This is a genomic window from Pyramidobacter sp. C12-8 (assembly GCF_002007215.1).
Classification (GTDB): Bacteria; Synergistota; Synergistia; order Synergistales; family Dethiosulfovibrionaceae; genus Pyramidobacter.
In genome coordinates this window covers 1-19,212 of sequence record NZ_MUHX01000005.1, presented here as the reverse complement: position 1 = coordinate 19,212, position 19,212 = coordinate 1, and the positions used below count along the sequence as shown (strand labels likewise).

Annotated in this window: 18 protein-coding genes; 15 read left to right on the top strand and 3 right to left on the bottom strand. The window is 65.9% G+C overall.

The annotated features are described in order from the left end of the window. Window positions 1-4 precede the first annotated feature (4 nt). On the bottom strand, window positions 5-1,129 hold the full coding sequence (locus B0D78_RS02785) for a PDZ domain-containing protein (RefSeq protein ID WP_078015469.1): 1,125 nt from the start codon (window positions 1,127-1,129) through the stop codon (window positions 5-7). 402 nt (window positions 1,130-1,531) lie between these two features. On the opposite strand from B0D78_RS02785, the gene aroF reads away from it, so the two are divergent. The 15 genes from aroF (at window position 1,532) to B0D78_RS02710 (ending at window position 17,358) form a co-directional block, all read left to right on the top strand. Further along, window positions 1,532-2,533 carry a 3-deoxy-7-phosphoheptulonate synthase gene (gene aroF, locus B0D78_RS02780; RefSeq protein ID WP_078015468.1) on the top strand — a complete coding sequence of 334 codons (1,002 nt, stop codon included), beginning with the start codon at window positions 1,532-1,534 and terminating at the stop codon, window positions 2,531-2,533. Further along, window positions 2,530-3,369 carry a prephenate dehydrogenase gene (locus B0D78_RS02775; RefSeq protein ID WP_078015467.1) on the top strand — a complete coding sequence of 280 codons (840 nt, stop codon included), beginning with the start codon at window positions 2,530-2,532 and terminating at the stop codon, window positions 3,367-3,369. The genes aroF and B0D78_RS02775 overlap by 4 nt, the downstream gene beginning before the upstream one ends. Then, window positions 3,370-4,467, top strand: a complete 1,098-nt coding sequence (aroB, locus tag B0D78_RS02770; RefSeq protein ID WP_078015466.1) for a 3-dehydroquinate synthase — start codon at window positions 3,370-3,372, stop codon at window positions 4,465-4,467. After that, window positions 4,464-5,729, top strand: a complete 1,266-nt coding sequence (gene aroA / locus B0D78_RS02765) for a 3-phosphoshikimate 1-carboxyvinyltransferase (RefSeq protein ID WP_078015465.1) — start codon at window positions 4,464-4,466, stop codon at window positions 5,727-5,729. The genes aroB and aroA overlap by 4 nt, the downstream gene beginning before the upstream one ends. 2 nt (window positions 5,730-5,731) lie before the next feature. Further along, window positions 5,732-6,835 carry a chorismate synthase gene (gene aroC, locus B0D78_RS02760; protein ID WP_078015464.1) on the top strand — a complete coding sequence of 368 codons (1,104 nt, stop codon included), beginning with the start codon at window positions 5,732-5,734 and terminating at the stop codon, window positions 6,833-6,835. A gap of 3 nt (window positions 6,836-6,838) precedes the next feature. Next, the gene (locus B0D78_RS02755) at window positions 6,839-7,978 is read left to right on the top strand and encodes a bifunctional chorismate mutase/prephenate dehydratase (protein ID WP_078015463.1); all 1,140 of its coding nucleotides are present in this window, start codon (window positions 6,839-6,841) and stop codon (window positions 7,976-7,978) included. Further along, window positions 7,979-9,196, top strand: a complete 1,218-nt coding sequence (locus B0D78_RS02750; protein ID WP_078015462.1) for a shikimate kinase — start codon at window positions 7,979-7,981, stop codon at window positions 9,194-9,196. After that, window positions 9,193-9,627, top strand: coding sequence for a type II 3-dehydroquinate dehydratase (aroQ, locus tag B0D78_RS02745; RefSeq protein WP_078015461.1), 435 nt, complete (start codon window positions 9,193-9,195; stop codon window positions 9,625-9,627). The genes B0D78_RS02750 and aroQ overlap by 4 nt, the downstream gene beginning before the upstream one ends. Before the next feature lie 487 nt (window positions 9,628-10,114). After that, entirely contained in the window at window positions 10,115-10,870 is a 756-nt protein-coding gene (locus B0D78_RS02740) for a nucleotide-binding protein (RefSeq protein WP_078015460.1), read from the top strand. Next, entirely contained in the window at window positions 10,867-12,150 is a 1,284-nt protein-coding gene (locus B0D78_RS02735) for a nitrogenase component 1 (protein WP_078015459.1), read from the top strand. Before B0D78_RS02740 ends, B0D78_RS02735 begins: the two co-directional genes overlap by 4 nt. Beyond that, window positions 12,147-13,316, top strand: coding sequence for a nitrogenase component 1 (locus B0D78_RS02730; RefSeq protein ID WP_078015458.1), 1,170 nt, complete (start codon window positions 12,147-12,149; stop codon window positions 13,314-13,316). The genes B0D78_RS02735 and B0D78_RS02730 overlap by 4 nt, the downstream gene beginning before the upstream one ends. A 5-nt stretch (window positions 13,317-13,321) precedes the next feature. Further along, the gene (locus tag B0D78_RS02725) at window positions 13,322-14,419 is read left to right on the top strand and encodes an ABC transporter substrate-binding protein (RefSeq protein ID WP_078015457.1); all 1,098 of its coding nucleotides are present in this window, start codon (window positions 13,322-13,324) and stop codon (window positions 14,417-14,419) included. Window positions 14,420-14,477: 58 nt separating this feature from the next. Beyond that, complete coding sequence (locus B0D78_RS02720) at window positions 14,478-15,560, top strand: ABC transporter substrate-binding protein (protein WP_078015456.1); 1,083 nt, start codon at window positions 14,478-14,480, stop codon at window positions 15,558-15,560. Continuing rightward, window positions 15,560-16,567 carry a FecCD family ABC transporter permease gene (locus tag B0D78_RS02715; protein ID WP_078015455.1) on the top strand — a complete coding sequence of 336 codons (1,008 nt, stop codon included), beginning with the start codon at window positions 15,560-15,562 and terminating at the stop codon, window positions 16,565-16,567. The genes B0D78_RS02720 and B0D78_RS02715 overlap by 1 nt, the downstream gene beginning before the upstream one ends. Beyond that, window positions 16,564-17,358 (top strand): ABC transporter ATP-binding protein, encoded by a 795-nt coding sequence (locus B0D78_RS02710; protein WP_078015454.1) that lies wholly within the window; start codon window positions 16,564-16,566, stop codon window positions 17,356-17,358. The genes B0D78_RS02715 and B0D78_RS02710 overlap by 4 nt, the downstream gene beginning before the upstream one ends. A gap of 308 nt (window positions 17,359-17,666) precedes the next feature. Here the strand turns inward: B0D78_RS02710 and B0D78_RS02705 are convergent, their stop codons facing one another. Both B0D78_RS02705 and B0D78_RS02700 read right to left on the bottom strand, forming a co-directional pair. Then, complete coding sequence (locus B0D78_RS02705; RefSeq protein ID WP_078015453.1) at window positions 17,667-18,197, bottom strand: OmpH family outer membrane protein; 531 nt, start codon at window positions 18,195-18,197, stop codon at window positions 17,667-17,669. A gap of 200 nt (window positions 18,198-18,397) precedes the next feature. Continuing rightward, the coding region (locus B0D78_RS02700; RefSeq protein ID WP_205948251.1) for a YadA-like family protein at window positions 18,398-19,212 on the bottom strand (815 nt) is incomplete at its 5' end.

The window sequence follows — 19,212 nt, the reverse complement described above, 5'->3', positions numbered from 1 at the left end:
CCTTTTATTTTTTGCCCGAGGCGGGCTTTTTCACCCGGACGGTGAAGGTCGCACCGCCGCGCTTCAGGTCGAGGATGGCCGTCAGGCCGCCGGCGACGCGCTTTTCGATGGTTTCGCGGGCTTTCGCCGCGCCCGTGTCGCCGAACTTGACCAGATTGAGCTCGACGATCACGTCGCCGGGCTTCACGCCCGCAAGATCGGCCGGCGAACCGGGCGCGACCGACGCGACGCGGCCGGCGTCGTCGAATTCCATGCCGCTGGACGGTACGGCGGGGGCATTTTCGCGCGCCCTTTTCTCCTCGGGGGAGACCCAGCGCCGCGTCGAGGCTTCCACTTCTTCGCGCGTCCGGCCGGGCTGGACGCCGCTCACTCCGAAGAATCGTTCGAGCCGCGCCGTCTGGGCGGGGATGTAGTCGTTGCTCAGCTCGGCGTGCCAGCGTTCGCCGTTGGGGCGCTCCATCTCGACGGTGAAGGGCTTGCCGTAGTCGCTCCACTGGTATTTGCGGCCGAAATAATCGAGCGCCACGCTGTCGGCAGGGGTCTTATTGATGACGCGGATGCGGTCGCCTTCGCGGATGCCGGCGTTCCAGGCCGAGCTGCCTTCGAGCACGTCGAGCACGTGCATGCGGCCGTTCCGCTCTTCGAGATCCATGCCCGAGCCCCAGCCGCCGGTGAAGAAGGCCTGGGCGTAGCGGGCGTAGGCGTGGAAATCGCCGCAGTCGCGCGATACGGTGCGTTCCCGGCGCCACATGCCGGGGTTGGCGACGAGGTCGGCGCGCATCGTCACGGTCAGGCCGCCGTCGCGGGAGGGACGGAAGCTGAACGTGGCCCGCTCTTCGGCAAAGTCGACGGGCTCGCGTTCCCAGCGGTCGGGAACGAGGGGGTCGCGCGAGGGGACGCGGTATTCCGGCATCAAATGTTCCACGCGGGACGCGGGGATCTCTTTCGCCAGCGCCAGCACGACGTCGTTCTGCTCGATCACGTCCATGCGGGCGGAACCGTCGAACGTCGCCAGGATGAAGCGCTGCATCTGGGCGGCGTCGAAGCCGTAGACCGTGAGCGACTCGGACGCGGCCGCCGGCGCCGCGGCGCTCAGAAAAACGACCGCACAGGCCAGAAACTTTTTCATCAGCATGCCTCCTTGAAAGTCGTTGGGGGAATCTGGAGCTATTTTAAGGCAGAAACGCGGCAAAAGCCACCGCCGTTTGCGCGCTCGTCCCGCGATCTTCGCAATAATTGACAATTCCGGGGGAGGCGCAGTATACTTAACGGTATCGAAAAGTATCCTGCCCACAGAGGCATGACGGAGCGTTCCTGATGATGAACGTCAGCTTTTTTGCAGCCGAATGCTATTACTTTTACTTTTTTGGAGCTTCCAGAAAAGTGATTTTGTGCTGCCAAAAAGCTGATCGGTAAAACGCAGTTTTTTTCGGAGAGTCATAAGGCCGTGCAGAATCGCTGCACGGCCTTGTTTTTTTCCGTCCGCGGAGGACGAGACGGTTTCGACGATTTCCTAAGGAGGAGTTTTCACATGATCGCAGTCTTGAAGAACGGCACCACCCCGGAGCAGCGCGACAGTCTCTGCAAATGGTTCGAGGGCATGGGGCTCTCCTGCCACGTTTCGCAGGGCGAGTTCCACACCATCATCGGCCTCATCGGCGACGTCAGCAAGGTCGACATCGAGATGCTCGAGAGCCTGTCCATCGTCGAGCGCGTCACGCGCATCAGCGATCCGTTCAAAAAGGCGAACCGCAAGTTCCACGAGGAGCCGACCGTCGTCGACGTGAACGGCGTCAAGATCGGCGGCGGCCATTTCCAGATCATCGCCGGCCCCTGCTCGGTGGAAAGCCGCGAGCAGATCGTTTCGATCGCCAAAGCCGTCAAGGCGTCGGGCGCGACGATGCTGCGCGGCGGCGCGTTCAAGCCGCGCACGTCGCCCTACGCGTTCCAGGGGCTGCGCGGCGAGGGGATCGGGCTGCTGCTCGAGGCCAAGAAGGAAACGGGGCTGCCGCTGGTCTCGGAGATCATGAACATCAACGATCTCGACCTGTTCGCCGAGGTGGACGTGCTTCAGGTGGGAGCGCGCAACATGCAGAACTTCGACCTGCTCAAGGAACTGGGACGCTGCCGCAAACCGATCCTGCTCAAGCGGGGGCTGGCCAACACGCTCAAGGAACTGCTGATGAGCGCGGAGTACATCATGGCCGGCGGCAACGAGAACGTCATTCTCTGCGAGCGCGGCATCCGCACGTTCGAGACCTACACGCGCAACACGCTCGATCTTTCCGCCGTGCCCGTGCTGCACGAGCTCACCCATCTGCCCGTGATCATCGACCCCAGCCATTCCACGGGCTACTCGCGCTACGTGGCGCCGATGTCCTACGCCGCCGCCGCGGCCGGCGCCGACGGGCTGATCATCGAGGTCCACAACGATCCCGCCCACGCGCTGTGCGACGGCGCCCAGTCGCTGACGCCCGAGCAGTTCGACGCGGCGGCGCGGAAGGTGCGCGCCGTGCGCGAGGCGCTGGCATGAAGACGATCGGCATCGTCGGGCTGGGATTGATCGGCGGCTCGTTCGCGCGCGCCTACAAGGCGGCCGACGAGACGTTTGCCGTCTACGCCGCCGATCGGGATCAGTCCACGCTGCAATTCGCCCGGCTGCTGGGGGCCATCGACGGCGAGCTGGACCGCGAGACGCTGGGGAAATGCGACGGCGTGCTGGTCTGCCTGCACACGGAACTTTCCTGCCAGTGGCTGGAGGCGAACGCACCCTTCATTCCGGCGGCGGCGCTGGTGATGGACTGCTGCGGCATCAAGCGCCGCATTTGCGAAGCCGGCTTTCGGCTCGCCAGGCGGTACGGTTTCGAGTACGCCGGCGGGCACCCGATGGCGGGCACGCACCGCTGGGGTTTCAAAAACAGCCGCGCCGACATGTTCCGCGGCGCCAGTTTCGTCGTGGTGCCGCGCGTGTACGACGACGTCGCGCTGCTGGAGCGCGTCAGGAGTTTCGTGATGCCGGCGGGGTTCCAACGCCTCGCCGTGACGACGGCGGAGAATCACGACCGGCTGATCGCCTTCACGTCGCAGCTGGCGCACGTGGTCTCGAACGCCTACGTGAAGAGCCCGACGGCGCGCGAGCACCGCGGCTTCTCCGCCGGTTCCTACCGCGACCTGACCCGCGTGGCCTGGCTCAACCCGACGATGTGGACGGATCTGTTCCTCGAAAACCGCGATCATCTGCTCTCCGAGATCGACCAGATTCTCGGCGAATTGCGGCAGTACCGCGACGCCATCGCCGCCGGCGACGAAAAACGGCTCTGGCGGCTGCTCGAAGAGGGACGCCGGAGAAAGGAAGAGGTGGACGGATAAATGAACAGCGTCACAGTTTCCACGCCTTCGAAGAAGTACTACGTGCACACCGGCGCCGATCTGCTCGGCGCCGCCGGCGAGATCGCCGCGCCCCTGCGCGGCGCCGGTCAGGCGCTGATCGTCTCCGACGCCAACGTGGCGCCGCTTTACGCGCGGCGCGTCGCCGACTCGCTGGAACGCGCCGGCTTCCGGCCGACCCTGCACGTCGTTCCCGCCGGCGAGCGGAACAAGAACATGCGTTCGCTCCTCGACCTGCTCAACCGCATGGCCGCGCTGCGCATGATCCGCAGCGACACGCTCTTCGCCCTCGGCGGCGGGGTCGTCGGCGACCTGGGCGGGCTGGCGGCCTCGCTGTATATGCGCGGCATCGGCCTCGTACAACTGCCGACGTCGCTGCTGGCCGCGGTCGACTCATCGGTGGGCGGCAAGACGGCCATCGACCTCGAGACGGGCAAAAACCTGGTCGGCACGTTCTATCAGCCCGATCTGGTGCTCTACGACACGGAAACGCTGGCGACGCTGCCGAAAGAGCAGCTGGCCAACGGCTTCGGCGAGATCGTCAAGACGGGCATGATCCGCGACGCCAAACTTTTCGGCGCGGCGTGCAAGCCCGACCTCGGCGCCGCCGAGATCGCCGGGATCGTGCACCGCTGCGTGGAGATCAAACGCGACGTGGTGCGCCGCGACGAGAAGGAGACGGGGCTGCGCCAGATCCTCAACTTCGGGCACACGTTCGGCCACGCCGTGGAAAAATGCAGCGGCTTTTCGATCCCGCACGGTTTTTGCGTCGCCATCGGCATGATGATCATCACCGCCGCCAGCGCCAAACGCGGCATCTGCGCGCCGGAGACGCTCGTCCAGCTGTCCGGCGCCCTGCGGCGGCGCGGCCTGCCGCAGACGACCCGGTTCGGAGCCGACGAACTTTTCGCGGGCATGCTCGCCGACAAAAAGCGCGCTTCCGACACGGTCACGCTCGTGCTTCCCCGCGGCATCGGCAGCGTGGAGCGGCGCAAGGTCATGCTCGAAGAGGCGCGAGAATTCCTCGAAGACGGGCTCGAAGCCCTGTCCGCGGACGAAACGGAGGGCGTCACGGCATGATCGTCACCATCACGCCCCGCAAACTGAGCGGCACGATCGCCGCCATCCCTTCGAAGTCGCACGTCCATCGTCTGCTGATCTGCGCCGCGCTGGGCGACCGGCCGACGAAGCTGCCCTGCCGCGTCGTCTCGCAGGACATCGAGGCCACGGTGCGCTGCCTGAAAGCGCTGGGAGCCGGGATCGCCTTCGACGGCAGCGCCATCGCCGTCACGCCGCTGGACCGGAACGCGGGCGGCGCGGTCGAACTCGATCCGGGGGAAAGCGGCTCCACGTACCGGTTCATGACGCCGCTGGCGGCCGCGCTGGGGCGAAAGGCACGCTTCACGCTGCACGGCAAACTGCCGTCGCGGCCGATGGACGATCTGTGGAACGAAATGGAGCGGCACGGCGCCGTCATCACCGGCAAGGGAACGGTTCACCCCGTCGTCGAGGGGCGGCTGACGGCGGGCCGGTACCGTCTGCCCGGCACGGTGTCGTCGCAGTTTTTCACGGGACTGCTCTTTGCGCTGCCGCTGCTCGAAGGCAGCAGCCGCGTCCTCATCGCCGACCGGCTGGAATCGGCCGGTTACGTCGACATGACGCTGGCGGCGCTGGCGGCTTTCGGCATCACCGTCGGCCGTTCCGTCGGCGGCTTCTCCGTCTCCGGCGCGCAGCGATACGTCGCCCCCGCCAAGCTGAGAGCCGAAGGCGATTGGTCCAACGCGGCCTTTTGGCTCTGCGCCGGGGCGGCCGGCGCAAAGCTCGCCGTCACGGGGCTGGCGCTGCCGTCGCTGCAGGGCGACAGCGCCGTGGCGGAGTTCCTGCGGCGCATGGGGGCCGAAGTCTCGATCGCCGGCGATTCCATCGCGGCGGCGCCGGCGGAGCTGCGCGAAACATGCATCGACGCGAGCGACACGCCCGATCTGGTGCCCGCGCTGGCCGTCGCCGCGGCGGCGGTCAAAGGGCGCACGGCGATCGCGAACGTCGGGCGGCTGCGGCTCAAAGAGAGCGACCGCGTCGCCTCGGTCTGCGGCGCGCTGAACGCTCTGGGGGGACACGCGGTGCCCGACGGCAACTGCATCCTCATCGACGGGTGCGGCTCGCTGCGCGGCGGCATCGTCGACGCGTGCGGCGATCACCGCATCGCCATGCTGGGCGCGGCCGCCTCGGTGCTGTGTTCCGAGACGGTGACGATCACGGGCGCGGAAGCGGTGGACAAGTCCTATCCGGGCTTTTTCGGCGACTTCGCCGCGCTCGGCGGCGTCGTCAGAACGGAGGCATGATCATGAGTTCAAGCTGGGGGGAACGCATCCGCCTCTCCATCTTCGGGCAGTCCCATTCGGCCGCCGTCGGCGCCGTGATCGAGGGGCTGCCGGCCGGGTTCCGCGTGGACATGGAGCGGCTGGACGCCTTCATGAAACGCCGCGCGCCCGGCGGCCCGCTGGCGACGCCGCGCCGCGAGGCCGACCGGATCGAGTTCCTTTCGGGTCTTGCCGGCGGGCGGCTGTGCGGCTCTCCGCTCTGCCTGATCATCCGCAACGCCGACGCGCGGCCCGGCGATTACTCCGAATTTCGGGACGTGCCGCGGCCGGGGCACGCCGACTACACGAGTGCCGTCAAGTACGGCGGCTTTCAGGACGCCTCGGGCGGCGGCCATTTTTCCGGCCGGCTCACGGCGCCGCTGACCGCGGCCGGCGGCGTTTGTCTGCAAATCCTCGAGGCGCGGGGGATCTTCGTCGGCGCGCATCTCAGGAGCGTCGGCGGCGTGGAGGATCGCGCTTTCGACGCCGTGTCCGTCTCCCGGTCCGATTTCGACGCGCGCCTTTTCTCGCCGCTGACGGTGCTCGACGCGGCCGCCGGGGCGCGTATGGCCGCGGCGATCGAGGCCGCCCGCGCCGCGGGGGATTCGCTCGGCGGCGTGGTCGAATGCGCCGCCGTCGGCCTGCCGGCGGGGCTCGGCGAGCCGATGTTCGGCGGGCTCGAAGGCGGGATCGCCTCGCTGCTTTTCGGCATTCCCGCCGTCAAGGGCGTGGAATTCGGCAGCGGTTTCGCGGCCGCGGCCATGAGGGGCAGCGAGCACAACGACCCGTTCGTGTGCGAAGACGGCGCCGTACGCACGGCCACGAACCACGCCGGCGGCATTCTCGGCGGCATCTCCACGGGCATGCCGCTGATCTTCCGCGCCGCCTTCAAGCCGACGCCTTCCATCGCCCGCGCGCAGCGGACCCTCAACCTCAGGACCATGCAGCCCACGGAGCTGAGAGTCAAAGGCCGTCACGATCCCTGCGCGGCCGTGCGCGCCGTCCCCGTCGTCGAAGCGGCCGCCGCCGTCGCCCTCTGCGACGCCCTGCTTCCGGGAAATTACGAACCGCTCAAAGGAGCCGAATGAAAAATGGACATGAAAGATTTTCGCACCCAGATCGACGAGATCGACCGCGGTCTGGTCGACCTGATCACGCGGCGCTTCGCCGTCGTGCGCGACATCGCCGCCTACAAAGCCAAAAACAAGATCCCCATCTACGATCCCGCCCGCGAACGTCAGAAGCTCAACGATCTGGCCGGTTCGGTCGGGGAAGAGATGGCGCCGTCCATGGACGCGCTGTTCTCGCTGATCTTCGACTTGAGTCGTTCCGAGCAGCACCGCATCATCGCCGGCGGTTCGCCGCTCAAGCGGCAGATCTCGCTGGCGCTGGCCAACACGCCGGCGCAGTTTCCCATCCGTTCCGCGGTCGCCTGTCAGGGCGCGGAGGGGGCCAATTCGCAGATGGCCTGCGAGCGCATGTTCCCCTCGGGCAGCATCATGTACTTTCAGTACTTCGAAAACGTCTTTTCCGCCGTCGAGCAGGGGCTGTGCCGCTACGGCGTGCTGCCCATCGAGAACAGCACGGCCGGCTCGGTGAACCGTATCTACGATCTGATGATGGAGCACAGCTGCTACATCGTGCGCAGCTGCCGCGTCAAGATCGACCACTGCCTGCTCGCCAATCCCGGAGTTTCCATCGGCGACATCAAAGAGATCATCTCTCACGAGCAGGCGCTGGCGCAGAGCCAGAGCTTTCTCAAGTCGCTCGGCGTCAAGGCCACGCCCGTCAAGAACACGGCCGTCGCCGCGCAGATGGTGCGCGAGTCGGGGCGCAAGGATCTGGCGGCGCTGTCGTCGCGCGGCTGCGCCGAACTCTATGGCCTGGACTGCCTCAAGGCTTCCGTACAGGACGCGGGCAGCAACTTCACGCGCTTCATCTGCATCGCCAAAGATCTGGAAATTTATCCCGGCGCCAACCGCACCAGCCTGATGATGGTGCTGCCGCACAAGCGCGGCTCGCTGTCGCACGTGCTGTCCCGCTTCAAGGCGCTGGACATCAATCTGCTCAAGCTGGAGAGCCGGCCGCTGGCCAACAGCGATTTCGAATTCATGTTCTATTTCGACCTCGACTCCTCCGTCTATGACGATTCCTTCCTGCGCATCTTCGACGACCTGCAGGGCGCCGTCACCACGCTCAAATATCTGGGCAGCTACTCCGAGGTGGTGTAAATGGGGCGCTTCGGCCTGATCGGACGCGCGCTCGGCCACAGCTTCTCGCCCGCCATCCACGCCCTGATCGGCGATTACGAGTACAAGCTCTATCCCCTGGAGCCGGAAGAGCTGGACGGCTTTCTGCGCGCGAGCGACGGCGACGGCTTCAACGTCACCATTCCCTACAAGATCGACGCGATGAAAAGCTGCCGCGAGCTGTCGGAGCGCGCCCGCGCCGTCGGCTGCGTCAACACGCTGACGCGCCTGCCCGGCGGGGGATGGCGCGGCGACAACACGGACTGGGACGGTTTTCTGCATCTGCTCGGGGAAGACGCGGAACGTCTGCGCGGTCGCCCCGCGCTCGTGCTGGGCAGCGGCGGCGCTTCGCGCACCGTGCGCGCCGTGCTGACAAGCTGCGGCATCCCCTTCGCCGTGATCTCGCGCTCGGGGAGCGACACCTACGCCACCCTCGAAAGGCACGCCGACGCCGAGCTGATCGTCAACGCGACGCCCGTGGGAATGTACCCGAAAAACGGCGCCTCCCCCGTGGATCTGCGGCTCTTTCCCAGATGCCGGCTCGTGCTCGACGTGATCTACAACCCGCTGCGCACGGCGCTGCTCCTTCAGGCCGAAGAACTCGGCCTCCCCGCGCGCGGCGGCCTGGCGATGCTGGCCGCCCAGGCCGTGCGCGCCGGCGAACTGTTCCTCGGCCGCGGACTGCCCGCGGCGCTGACGGACCGCATCGCCGCAGCCATCGCCCGCCGTACCGGCAACGTCGCGCTCATCGGCATGCCCGGCTGCGGCAAGACCACGACGGCGCAGGTTCTCGGCCGGCTGACGGGGCGCCCCGTGCGCGACCTCGATCGGATCGTCGCCGAACGCGAGGGCTGCCCGATCGCGGAAATTTTCGCCCGCCGCGGCGAAGCCGCCTTCCGCAGGCTCGAGACCGAGGCGCTGGCCGACGTCTCCAAGGAGAGCGGCATCGTCATCGCCACCGGCGGCGGCGTGGTCACGCAGCCGCGCAACCGCCCGCTGCTCCGCCAGAACGGGATCTGCGTCTGGCTCGACCGCCCTGGCGAACTGCCCGTCGACGGAAGGCCCCTGTCGCAGTCCGTCGGCGTGGAAGAACTGCGCCGCCGGCGTCTGCCGCTGTACCGCGCCTGGGCCGACCTGACCGTTTCCGCGTCGTCGGCGCAGGACGCCGCCGCAAAAATCAAGGAGGCTTTGCAGCTATGAAGATCCTCGTCGTCAACGGCCCCAACATGAACATGCTCGGCGTGCGCGAGCCGGAGATCTACGGCCGCGCCACGCTGGCCGACCTGGAGAAAATGATCTGCGCGCACTGCGCCGCCGCCGGCGCGGACGTGGAATTCTTCCAAAGCAACCACGAAGGCGCGATCGTCGACCGCATCCAGGAAGCCTATGGGAAGGTCGACGGCATCGTCATCAATCCCGCCGCCTACACCCATACCAGCGTCGCCATTCCCGACGCGCTGCGCGCCGTGGGCATTCCCGCCGTCGAAGTCCACGTCAGCGACATCCAGTCGCGCGAGGATTTCCGCCGCCATTCCTACACCCGCGCCGCCTGCGTCGCCCAGATCGCCGGGCGCGGCCTGAAAGGCTACCTCGACGCCGTCGACCTGCTGCTGGACCGGGATCGGGAATAGCGGGCGCCGCGACGACGCGGAGATGGCCCGCGCCTGTCGTGGAGATTATCGAGAAAAAATAATACTAATTCTTGATAGAAAGTATTAACATAGTTTTCCGGGTGCTGCGGGGGAGATTCACAAAGCGAGCCGCGCAGACCGCGTAGCGGTCGAGTATGTCCGAGCGACTGAACTCCCCCGCAGCACCCTTGCGTTCGGCCTTTTAATTAAGAAATAGTATAAAACGGAGCCAAGCTCCCACTCAAAGCGAACACGCGAAGAAATTTCGCGAGGCGCTCCCGAGGGGGAGCTTTTTTATCGGCACAAGAAAGAGCCATGGAGAAGAACGTTCCCATGACGCGAGGCGGATTGACAGCGTCCGATTGGAATGGTATAACTCAAAAAGTTAGTCTCAACTAATAAAAATTCGGGCGGAGACTGACTTTTATTTTCAACATCCGAATTAGAGAAATCTAACTTTTAAAGAGAGATCTTCGGGGGCAAAAGAATGATCAAAATCGCGATTTACGGAAAGGGCGGCATCGGCAAATCGACGACGGCGTCCAACCTCTCGGCGGCGCTGAGCCGCCTCGGCCATAAAGTCATGCAGATCGGCTGCGATCCCAAGTCGGACTCCACCAAAACGCTCATGGGGGGCGTGCGGATCCCGACGGTGCTGGACCGCATCCGCGAAAAAGGCGCGACCGGCGTGACGCTGGAAGACATCGTTTTTACGGGCTTCGACGGCATCCTCTGCGTCGAAGCCGGCGGCCCCACGCCCGGCATCGGCTGCGCGGGGCGCGGCATCATCACCGCCTTCGAAAAGCTCGAGGAACTCGGCGCCTACGACGCATACCGGCCCGACGTCGTCTTTTACGACGTGCTCGGCGACGTGGTCTGCGGCGGTTTCGCGATGCCGATCCGCGGCGGCTACGCCGACCGCGTGCTGATCGTCACCTCGGGCGAGATGATGGCGCTCTACGCGGCTTCGAACATCGTGAGCGCCGTGAATAACTTCGGCAAGCGCGGCTACGCCGGCGTCGCCGGGCTGATCCTCAACTCGCGCAACGTGGCGGACGAACAGGCGCTCGTGGAAAAGGCCGCCTCGGAGATGGGGACGCGGGTGCTCTACACGGTGCCTCGCGACGGGGCCGTGCAGGCCGCCGAAGCGCAGGGCAAAACCGTCGTCGAAGCGCTGCCCGATTCGGCCATGGCGTCTCGCTACCGCGAGTTGGCGCAAAAAGTCATGGAGGTCTGCTCATGAGCTGCGGCGGCTGCGCTTCCTGCGGCAGCCCGTTTCGCGGCACGCTGACGTACACGTCGCCGGCTCACGGCAGCTGGGGCGTGGCGCGCATGGGGCAGCTGCTGCCCGAGAGCTATCAGCTTTTCGCCGGCCCGGCCGCCTGCGGCCGCCACGGCGCGCTGAGCGCCTGTCTGCAGGGGCGCAAGGACACCATCTCCTATCTCTATCTGAGCGAGGACGACATCGTCTCCGGCGGCTACGAACAGGCCATCGTCGACGGCGCGGAAGAGCTGCTGGCTTGGCTGGAAAAGCGCGGCCGCACGCCGCGGGTGATGATGATCTTCGTCACCTGCCTCGACGACCTGCTCGGCACCGACCACGAGGCGCTAGCGGCGGAACTGCACGCGCGCCATCCCGAAGTGCGCTTCATCGACTGCCACATGAACCCCATCACCACCGACACCAAGGTGCCGCCGGCCGTGAACATCCGCGACAAGATCTATTCCACGCTCGACGTGGCCGAGCGGAAAGACGGCGGCGTCAACCTGATCGGCAGCCTCGTGCCGCTGCTGAAGGACGGCGAGTATTACGATCTGCTGGCGCGCATGGGCGCGGTTCCCGCGCGGCAGATCACCGACTTTTCGACGTTCGGTGAGTTCCAGCAGATGGCGCGCAGCCGCCTGAACGTGGTTCTGGCGCCGCCGGGCGTTTACGCGGCGGAGCGGATGGAAAAGAAGCACGGCACGCCCTGGCTGCGGGCGCTGGTCAGCTACGACCCGCGCGAGGTGACGAAAACGTATCGCGCTCTGGCGGCGGCGCTCGGCGCGGATTGTCCCGACCTTTCGGGTTACGAGGCGGCGTGCGAAGAGGATTTCGCGCGCACGCGCGAAGTTCTGGCCGGACAGCCCGTCGTCCTCGACGGCGACGCCGTGACGCGGCCGTTCGATCTCGCCAGGGCGCTGCTGGAACGCGGCTTCTGCGTGAAGCGCCTGATCGTGCAGGACGTCGTCGGCCCCGACGCGGAAAATTACCGCTGGCTGCGCGAACGCTGCGCCGCAGTCGAGATCATGCAGCCGCAGGATCCGCAGCGCGCGCTTTTCCGCGACCGCCTGCCCGGAAGCCTCTGCATCGGCTACAACAGCGGCTACATCACCGGCTCGCGGCACGTGGCCCCCGCCGACGCGCAGCAGGGGCACTGGGGCTACCGCGGCATCGCGGCGATGCTGGAGATGATCCGCGCCGCGGCCGCCGCGGAGAGCGACCTGAAAGACATGGTGAAGAAAGCGGGGCTGGTGCTGTGAGCAAACTGTGGATCACGCTGCCGGCCTACGCCGGCGATTATTCGGGCGTCTGCTCCGCCATGTACGAGCTGGGCGGCCTCGCCGTCATTCACGACGCCTCGGGCTGCACGGGCAACTACACGGGCTACGACGAGCCGCGCTGGTACGACGCGCCGGCGCGGACGTTCTGTTCGGGACTGCGCGAGATCGACGCCGTGCTGGGCGACGACGACAAGCTCGTCGACCGCGTCATCGCGGCCTGCGAGGAACTCCGTCCCACGATGGTCGCCGTGATCGGCAGCCCCGTGCCGATGGTGATCGGCACGGACTTCAAGGGCATCGCCGCGGAGCTGGAAAACCACACCGGCCTGCCCTGTTTCGGTTTCCCGACCAACGGCATCGTCCGCTACGGCGCGGGCGTCGGCGCCGCGCAGACCGCGCTGATCGAGCGCTTCGCGAAGGAAACGAAAGAGAAGATCCCCCGCAGCGTCAACATCCTCGGCATGACGCCGCTGGACTTTGCCGACAACGGCAACGCCGCCGAACTGGCCGCGTTCCTCGAAGGGCATGGGCTGAAAGTGAACGGCCGCCTGATGATGGGCGTTTCGCTCGAACAAATCGAACGCCTCGGCGAAGCCGCGCTCAACCTCGCCGTCACGCAGTCGGGGATGGACGCGGCGGAACTGCTGCGCCGCCGTTACGGCGCCCCGTGGGTCGCGGCGCTGCCGCTGTGCGGCGGCGAGACGGCGCTGGAACTGATCGAACGGACGCTGGCCGACGGCCAATGCCGCGCGCAAAACGCGCCCAGCCGCGACGGCGGCGTGCTGATCGTCGGCGAACAGGCGTGCGCCGCCGCGCTGCGCGCGGAGCTCCTCGCCCGTTCGCCCGGCCTGCCCGTGACGGTCGGCACGATGCTGGGGCTGGACCGCCGCCTCGCTTCGCCCGGCGATCTGGACGTCGCCGACGAAACGGCGCTGCGCGGGCTGGTCGAGTCGGGGCGCTTCCGCACGATCGTCGGCGATCCGCTGTTCGCCGGGCTGATCCCGCCGGACAGCGGCGTCGAACTCGTCGGACTGCCTCATCCGGCGCTGTCGAGCAAACTCTATTGGGATCACGCGCCCCATTGGCTGGGCGCCGAAATGGACCGCCTCGTCGAGGCGATTCTATCGAAGAGTAAAGGAGCGTAAAAGACATGAAACGATTTTTCGCGAGTTTTCTGGCCGCGGCGCTTTGCAGCGCGGCTCTGGCGGGCGCGGCTGCGGCTGCGGCCGCGGAGCGGGAGACGATCACGCTGGTGGACGACCGCGGCGTCGAAGTGACGTTCCCGAAAAATCCCCAGCGCATCGTGATCTCCTCGATCCTGCCGCTGACCAGCGTCTACTGCCTGTACCGCGGCGGCGTGCAGAATCTCGTGGGCATCCCCGCGGCGGCCATGAGCGCGGCGCGCCATTCCTATCTGGCCAAGGTCTACCCCGACATCCTCACGCTGGAATGCGATTTCGCCAAAGGCGGCAAGGTGAACGTCGAAGAAGTGATGAAGCTGCATCCCGACGTGGTCTTCTACCGCGCCAACGAGGTCGCCGAGGGCGACATGTACCGCAAGGCCGGGCTGCCCGCGGTGGCGTTCAGCACCAGCAAGCACGGCGTCGACACCATCGCCACGTTCGCCGGCTGGATCGAGCGGCTCGACCAGATCTTCGGCGGCGGCGGACAGACCAACGGCATCGCCGAATACGGCCGCGAGACGCTGGAAAAACTGCGCGTCCGCACCGCGTCGCTCAAGCCCGAACAGCGTCCGCGCGCGATCGTTTTCTCCGGGTTCCGCGACGGCCAGCTGGCGGCGGCCGGCGGCACGATCTTCGCCGAGTTCTACATCAACGAGGGCGGCGGCGTCAACGTCGCTTCGGCGCTGAACGGCTCGAAGACGGTCAACCTCGAACAGGTCTACGCCTGGGATCCCGAGGTGATCTTCATCAACAACTTCTGCCCCTACGTGCCCGAGGACTTCTACGCCAACGCCATCAAGGGCTACGACTGGAGCAGCGTTTCCGCCGTCAAGAACAGGCGCGTCTACAAGTTCCCGCTGGGCATGTACCGCTGGTACCCGCCCGCGGGCGACGCGCCGCTCAGCCTGCTGTGGGCGGCCAAATGCCTGCAGCCGGAACTGTTCGGCGATGTGGACATGGCGCAGGCGATGAAGGACTATTACCGCCGCTTCTACGGCTACGATCTGAGCGACGGAGACGTGGAATACATCTGCGCCCCGCCGCGCGAAGCGGCCGTCTATTAGGCGTTTTCGCGGCGCGGCCGCGTAAATTCGATTTCGTTCATATCAAAGGAGAATCGCGATGAAGCGGACAAATTTTCTTTCGTTCCTGCTGATCGGAGCGCTTTTTTTCGCCGCTCCCGGCTGGGGAAAAAGCGGGGAGACGGTGACTTTTGTCGACGATACGGGGGCCGAGGCGACGGTTCCGAAAAATCCCGAGCGCGTGGTGATCTCTTCGATCATGCCGCTGACCAGCATTTACTGCCTCTACCGCGGCGGCGCGCAGGGGCTCGTTGGCATCCCCGCGGCGGCCATGAGCGCGGCGGAACATTCCTACCTGGCGAAGATGTATCCCGACATCCTCAAGCTGAAGTGCGACTTCGCCACAGGCGGCAAGATCAACGTCGAGGAGATCATCAAGATGGCCCCCGACGTGGTGTTCTACCGCGCCAGCGAGAAGGCCGAGGGCGAGATGTACCGGCGCGCCGGCATCCCCGCCGTGGGCTTCAAACCCGGCAAGTACGGCGGCGATCCCGTGGGCACGTTCGCCGACTGGGCGGACTATCTTGGCAAGATCTTCGGCTCCGGCGACAAGACCGACGGCGTGGCGGACTTCGGCCGCGAGACGCTGAAGATGATCCAGGAACGCACAGCGAACACAGCCGAAAAACCGCGCGCGCTGATGTTCGCCGGATTCAGCGGCGGCCAGCTGGTGGTCGCCGGTTCAGGCGATTACGCTTCCTTCTACCTCAAACACGCCGGCGGCGTCAACGCGGCCGCGGAACTGAAAGGCTGGAAGACGGTCAACCTCGAGCAGATCTACAGCTGGGATCCCGAGGTGATCTTCATCAACAACTTCTGCCCCTACGTGCCCGAGGACTTCTACGACAACGCCATCGAGGGCTACGACTGGAGCAACGTCGCCGCCGTCAAAAACAGGCGCGTCCACAAGTTCCCGCTCGGCGTCTACCGCTGGTACCCGCCCTCCGGCGACACGCCGCTGAGCCTGGTCTGGGTGGCGCAGCGCGTGCATCCCGAGCTGTTCGGCGACGTCGACCTGGACGCGATGATGAAGGATTACTACCGCCGCTTTTACGGTTACGAGCTGACCGGCGAGGATCTGAAAGCCATTTATAACCCGCCCCGCGAGGCCGCGATCTTCTGATGGCCGGTCAATCACGTCGCTTCGGCGCGCTGCTGCTCTGGGCCGTTCCCGTGCTGGCGGCGCTGCTCTGCCTCGGCTTCGGCCGTTACGCGCTGAGCACGAGCGACACGCTGCGCGTGCTGCTGTCGCCGCTGACCGGAGCGGAGATCGCGCCCATGGAGCGGTCGGTCGTCTTCGGCGTACGCCTGCCCCGCGTGCTCACGGCGCTGTGCTGCGGCGCGGCGCTGGCGCTCTCGGGAGCGGCCTTTCAAAGCCTGTTCAACAATCCGCTGGCGACGCCCGACACGCTGGGCGTTTCCAGCGGCGCTTCGTGCGGCGCCGTCGCGGCGCTGATGTTCCGGCTCGACATGGTCTCCGTGCAGCTTTTCGCGCTCTGTTTCGGCCTCGGCGCCGTGGCGCTGACGTGGACCATCTCCAAGGTGCGCGGCAAGAACTCGATCATCATGATCGTGCTGTCGGGCCTGGTCATCGGCGCGCTGTTCGAGGCGGCCGTGTCGCTGCTCAAGTACGTGGCCGACCCGGAAGAAGTGCTGCCGACGATCACCTACTGGCTGATGGGCAGCCTTTCGGCCGCCAATTACTCGACGCTGCTGGTCGGCCTGCCGATGATCGCCGCGGGCGCGCTCACGATCTACCTGCTGCGCTGGCGGCTCAACATCCTCGCCCTCAGCGAGGACGAGGCCCGCTCCATGGGCGTCAACCTGCGCGCCATGCGCCTGGCGGTGATTCTGGCGGCCACGGCGATGACGGCGTCCTGCGTATCGATGTGCGGCAAGATCGGCTGGATCGGCCTGCTGATCCCCCACATCGCGCGCATGCTCCGCGGCGGCAACAACCAGCGCATCGTCCCCGCCTGCGTCTCGCTCGGCGCGGTCTTCACGCTCGTCATCGACACCTGCTCGCGCAGCCTCACCGCCGCCGAGATCCCCGTGTCGATCCTCACAGCGCTCGTGGGCGCGCCGGTGTTCATCTCGCTGCTGCGCAGGACGAGGGGGACGGCGCAATGATCTTTTCCGTCGAAAAAGGCTGCTTCGATTACGGCGGGCGCGCGATCCTGCGCGACCTGTCCTTCTCCGTGCGCCCCGGCGAGATCCTGGCGATCCTCGGCCCCAACGGCGTCGGCAAGACCACGCTGCTGCGCTGCATGATGGGATTTCTGCCGTGGAAGAGCGGGCGCACCGTCATCGACGGCCGACCGCTGGCGGACTATGCGGCGCGCGAGCTGTGGAGCCGCGTTTCCTACGTGCCGCAGGCCAAGGGAAGCCTGTTCCCCTACACCGCCCGCGAGATGGTGCTGCTGGGGCGCAGCGCCCATCTCGGCGTGACGCGCCAGCCGGGACCGAAGGACGAGGCGATCGCCACGGCAGCCATGGAAGAAGCGGGCATCGTCAAACTGGCGGACAAGCGCTGCGACCGCATGAGCGGCGGCGAGCTGCAGCTCGTGCTCACCGCCCGCGCCCTGGCGGCGCAGCCGCGGCTGCTGGTCATGGACGAGCCGGAATCCAACCTCGACTTCCGCAACCAGCTGGTGATCCTCGACATCATCCGCCATCTGGCGCACGAACACGGCATGTCGGTGATCGTCAACACGCATTTTCCCGCGCACGCCCTCAAGCTGTCGGACAAGGCGCTGCTGCTCGGGCGCGGCGAGACGGATCTGTACGGCGCGGCGCCGGACGTCATCACCGAAGACAACATGCGCCGCGCCTTCGGCGTGAACGTCTCGATCCACGATTTCCAGCGCGGCGGCGTCACCTACAACACCGTCGTGCCGCTGTCCATCGCCGCGCAGGCGTGAGGGCAAAGAGCGGCGGAAAATCGAAATCAACCAAGCGCCCGGATTTTCGAGCCCGGTGTGCCGTTCGGGAACGGCACACTGGGCTTGAAAATCCGGGGCGCTTTTTTGTCCTTATTCTTCCCAATCAAAGACATGATGCTGGTCGGCGAAAGCTCGGCCGAAGTGCTCACGTACCGGACGCCGCATTATCTCGATTCCGAGCGGCGCTGACGGGACACCCGAGACGAAACGATGCCCGCGCGGGGGACGCGTTTTTTGCGCCTCCCCCGCTCGGGGATCCTGTCGTTCCGTTTTTCCTGTTTCGGCCGTTACTTCGCTTCCGCAGACGCCTGTTCCGCCTTGGCGGGGACTTCCGGCTTCTTCACCGTCACCGTGGGAAGGGCGGCGAACTTCGGCCTGCGCCTGTTCATCTCCTTCAGCACGGCGTCGGTGACGTCCAGCCTGGGCGCCGCGTCGAGCAGCAGCTGACGCGCCATCACCGCGTGGAACTTCGGATTCTTCTTCCGCCACGTTTCCACGGACGCCATCAGTTCCGACTGCAGCACCGACGTCACCGCCGCGCGTTCCACTTCCATCTGCCGTTCCAGCGCCGCCTGTCCCTGCGCGACCGCGTTCTGCGCCTCGGCCGTGTTCTCCTGGCCGCGGTACAGCGCCCGCAGGTCGTTATACCCTTTCTGGAGCACTTTCTGCACTGCCTCCAGATGGGCCCGTCCCAGCTTGCCGGGTTCGGACTGGACCAGGAGCTTTTCCGTGTCCACCACGGCGATCTCCGTGGCGGACGCCGCCGCGGACATAGCGAATGTCAGAAATAAAACTGCCGCCTGCATCAAACGTTTCACTGATAAAACCTCCTCGAATAAATGGCAAATTGATAGAAAATAAATAGAAACAGATAAAAAACGAACAAAGAAGAAGGGCGGAGCGAATAAGACTCCGCCCTTTTTCTCTGCATTGCCGGTCCTTTCCTTTGCAGTCCTTTCTCTTTACATTACATTGCCGATACGTGCCGATCCAAGGATCGGAACGTTAGGCTGAAACGTTATCTCCGTTTCGAAGCCCGCAGCAGACGCTTCATCTCTTCCATGTCGGCTTTCAGTTCCGCCATCTCGCGGACCTGAGAAGCCTTCAGTTCGGCAATCTCGTGCGCCTGGGAAGCCTTCAGCTCCGCGATCTCGTGTGCATGCGACGCCACCTGCGCCTGCAGCTGGGCGTTCTCCTTCTGCATCACGTAGACGCTGCTCATCGGGCCTTTGCGGTAACGTTCGGGGATCTGTTCCTTGTCTGCTTTCCTGCCGATCTTCCACGTCAGGCCGGCGTTGGCCATCGACTCGCCGTGGTGGGTGACGGACACTCCGGCGTGGACCATGAAGTCTTCTTTCACGTAGTGCGCCCAGCCGAGGGCCAGGGCGTATTCGCCTTTGTACGTTCCGAAGCCGGCCATGAGCTGGCTGGGTTCGAGCGGGTCGTACTGCATCGGTTTCAAGGCACTCAGGGCGGAGCCGAGCGCGCCGACGTTCTTGAGGTCGCGCCGCAGTTCGCCCATCTGGTTGTAGACGTTGCCGAAGTTGTTGTAGACTTTGCCGAACTGTTTGTCTACGGCGCTCAAGGCGTCGCCGACGGTGTTGTAGCTGCCGCCGTCCACGTACTTGAACTTGTAGGTGGGGGCGGAGACGGTGCCGTCGGGGTTGACGGAGGAGCCGCCGCCGAGGTGGGTGGCGAGGCTGCTCGAAGCCTTCCACAGCTGCGCTCCGTTGATGGCGTCGGTACTGGCCGCGCTCACGTCTCCGGCTTTGACGTTCTCGATTTTGTGGTGGGTTGCGTCGAAGCCTTGGGCGCTCACTTTGCCGGCGAAGA

Excerpts from the sequence above, each read along its gene's own strand:
- B0D78_RS02785 (WP_078015469.1), bottom strand. The coding sequence starts at position 1,129 with ATGAAAAAGTTTCTGGCCTGTGCGGTCGTTTTTCTGAGCGCCGCGGCG.
- aroF (WP_078015468.1), top strand. The coding sequence starts at position 1,532 with ATGATCGCAGTCTTGAAGAACGGCACCACCCCGGAGCAGCGCGACAGT.
- B0D78_RS02775 (WP_078015467.1), top strand. The coding sequence starts at position 2,530 with ATGAAGACGATCGGCATCGTCGGGCTGGGATTGATCGGCGGCTCGTTC.
- aroB (WP_078015466.1), top strand. The coding sequence starts at position 3,370 with ATGAACAGCGTCACAGTTTCCACGCCTTCGAAGAAGTACTACGTGCAC.
- aroA (WP_078015465.1), top strand. The coding sequence starts at position 4,464 with ATGATCGTCACCATCACGCCCCGCAAACTGAGCGGCACGATCGCCGCC.
- aroC (WP_078015464.1), top strand. The coding sequence starts at position 5,732 with ATGAGTTCAAGCTGGGGGGAACGCATCCGCCTCTCCATCTTCGGGCAG.
- B0D78_RS02755 (WP_078015463.1), top strand. The coding sequence starts at position 6,839 with ATGGACATGAAAGATTTTCGCACCCAGATCGACGAGATCGACCGCGGT.
- B0D78_RS02750 (WP_078015462.1), top strand. The coding sequence starts at position 7,979 with ATGGGGCGCTTCGGCCTGATCGGACGCGCGCTCGGCCACAGCTTCTCG.
- aroQ (WP_078015461.1), top strand. The coding sequence starts at position 9,193 with ATGAAGATCCTCGTCGTCAACGGCCCCAACATGAACATGCTCGGCGTG.
- B0D78_RS02740 (WP_078015460.1), top strand. The coding sequence starts at position 10,115 with ATGATCAAAATCGCGATTTACGGAAAGGGCGGCATCGGCAAATCGACG.
- B0D78_RS02735 (WP_078015459.1), top strand. The coding sequence starts at position 10,867 with ATGAGCTGCGGCGGCTGCGCTTCCTGCGGCAGCCCGTTTCGCGGCACG.
- B0D78_RS02725 (WP_078015457.1), top strand. The coding sequence starts at position 13,322 with ATGAAACGATTTTTCGCGAGTTTTCTGGCCGCGGCGCTTTGCAGCGCG.
- B0D78_RS02720 (WP_078015456.1), top strand. The coding sequence starts at position 14,478 with ATGAAGCGGACAAATTTTCTTTCGTTCCTGCTGATCGGAGCGCTTTTT.
- B0D78_RS02715 (WP_078015455.1), top strand. The coding sequence starts at position 15,560 with ATGGCCGGTCAATCACGTCGCTTCGGCGCGCTGCTGCTCTGGGCCGTT.
- B0D78_RS02710 (WP_078015454.1), top strand. The coding sequence starts at position 16,564 with ATGATCTTTTCCGTCGAAAAAGGCTGCTTCGATTACGGCGGGCGCGCG.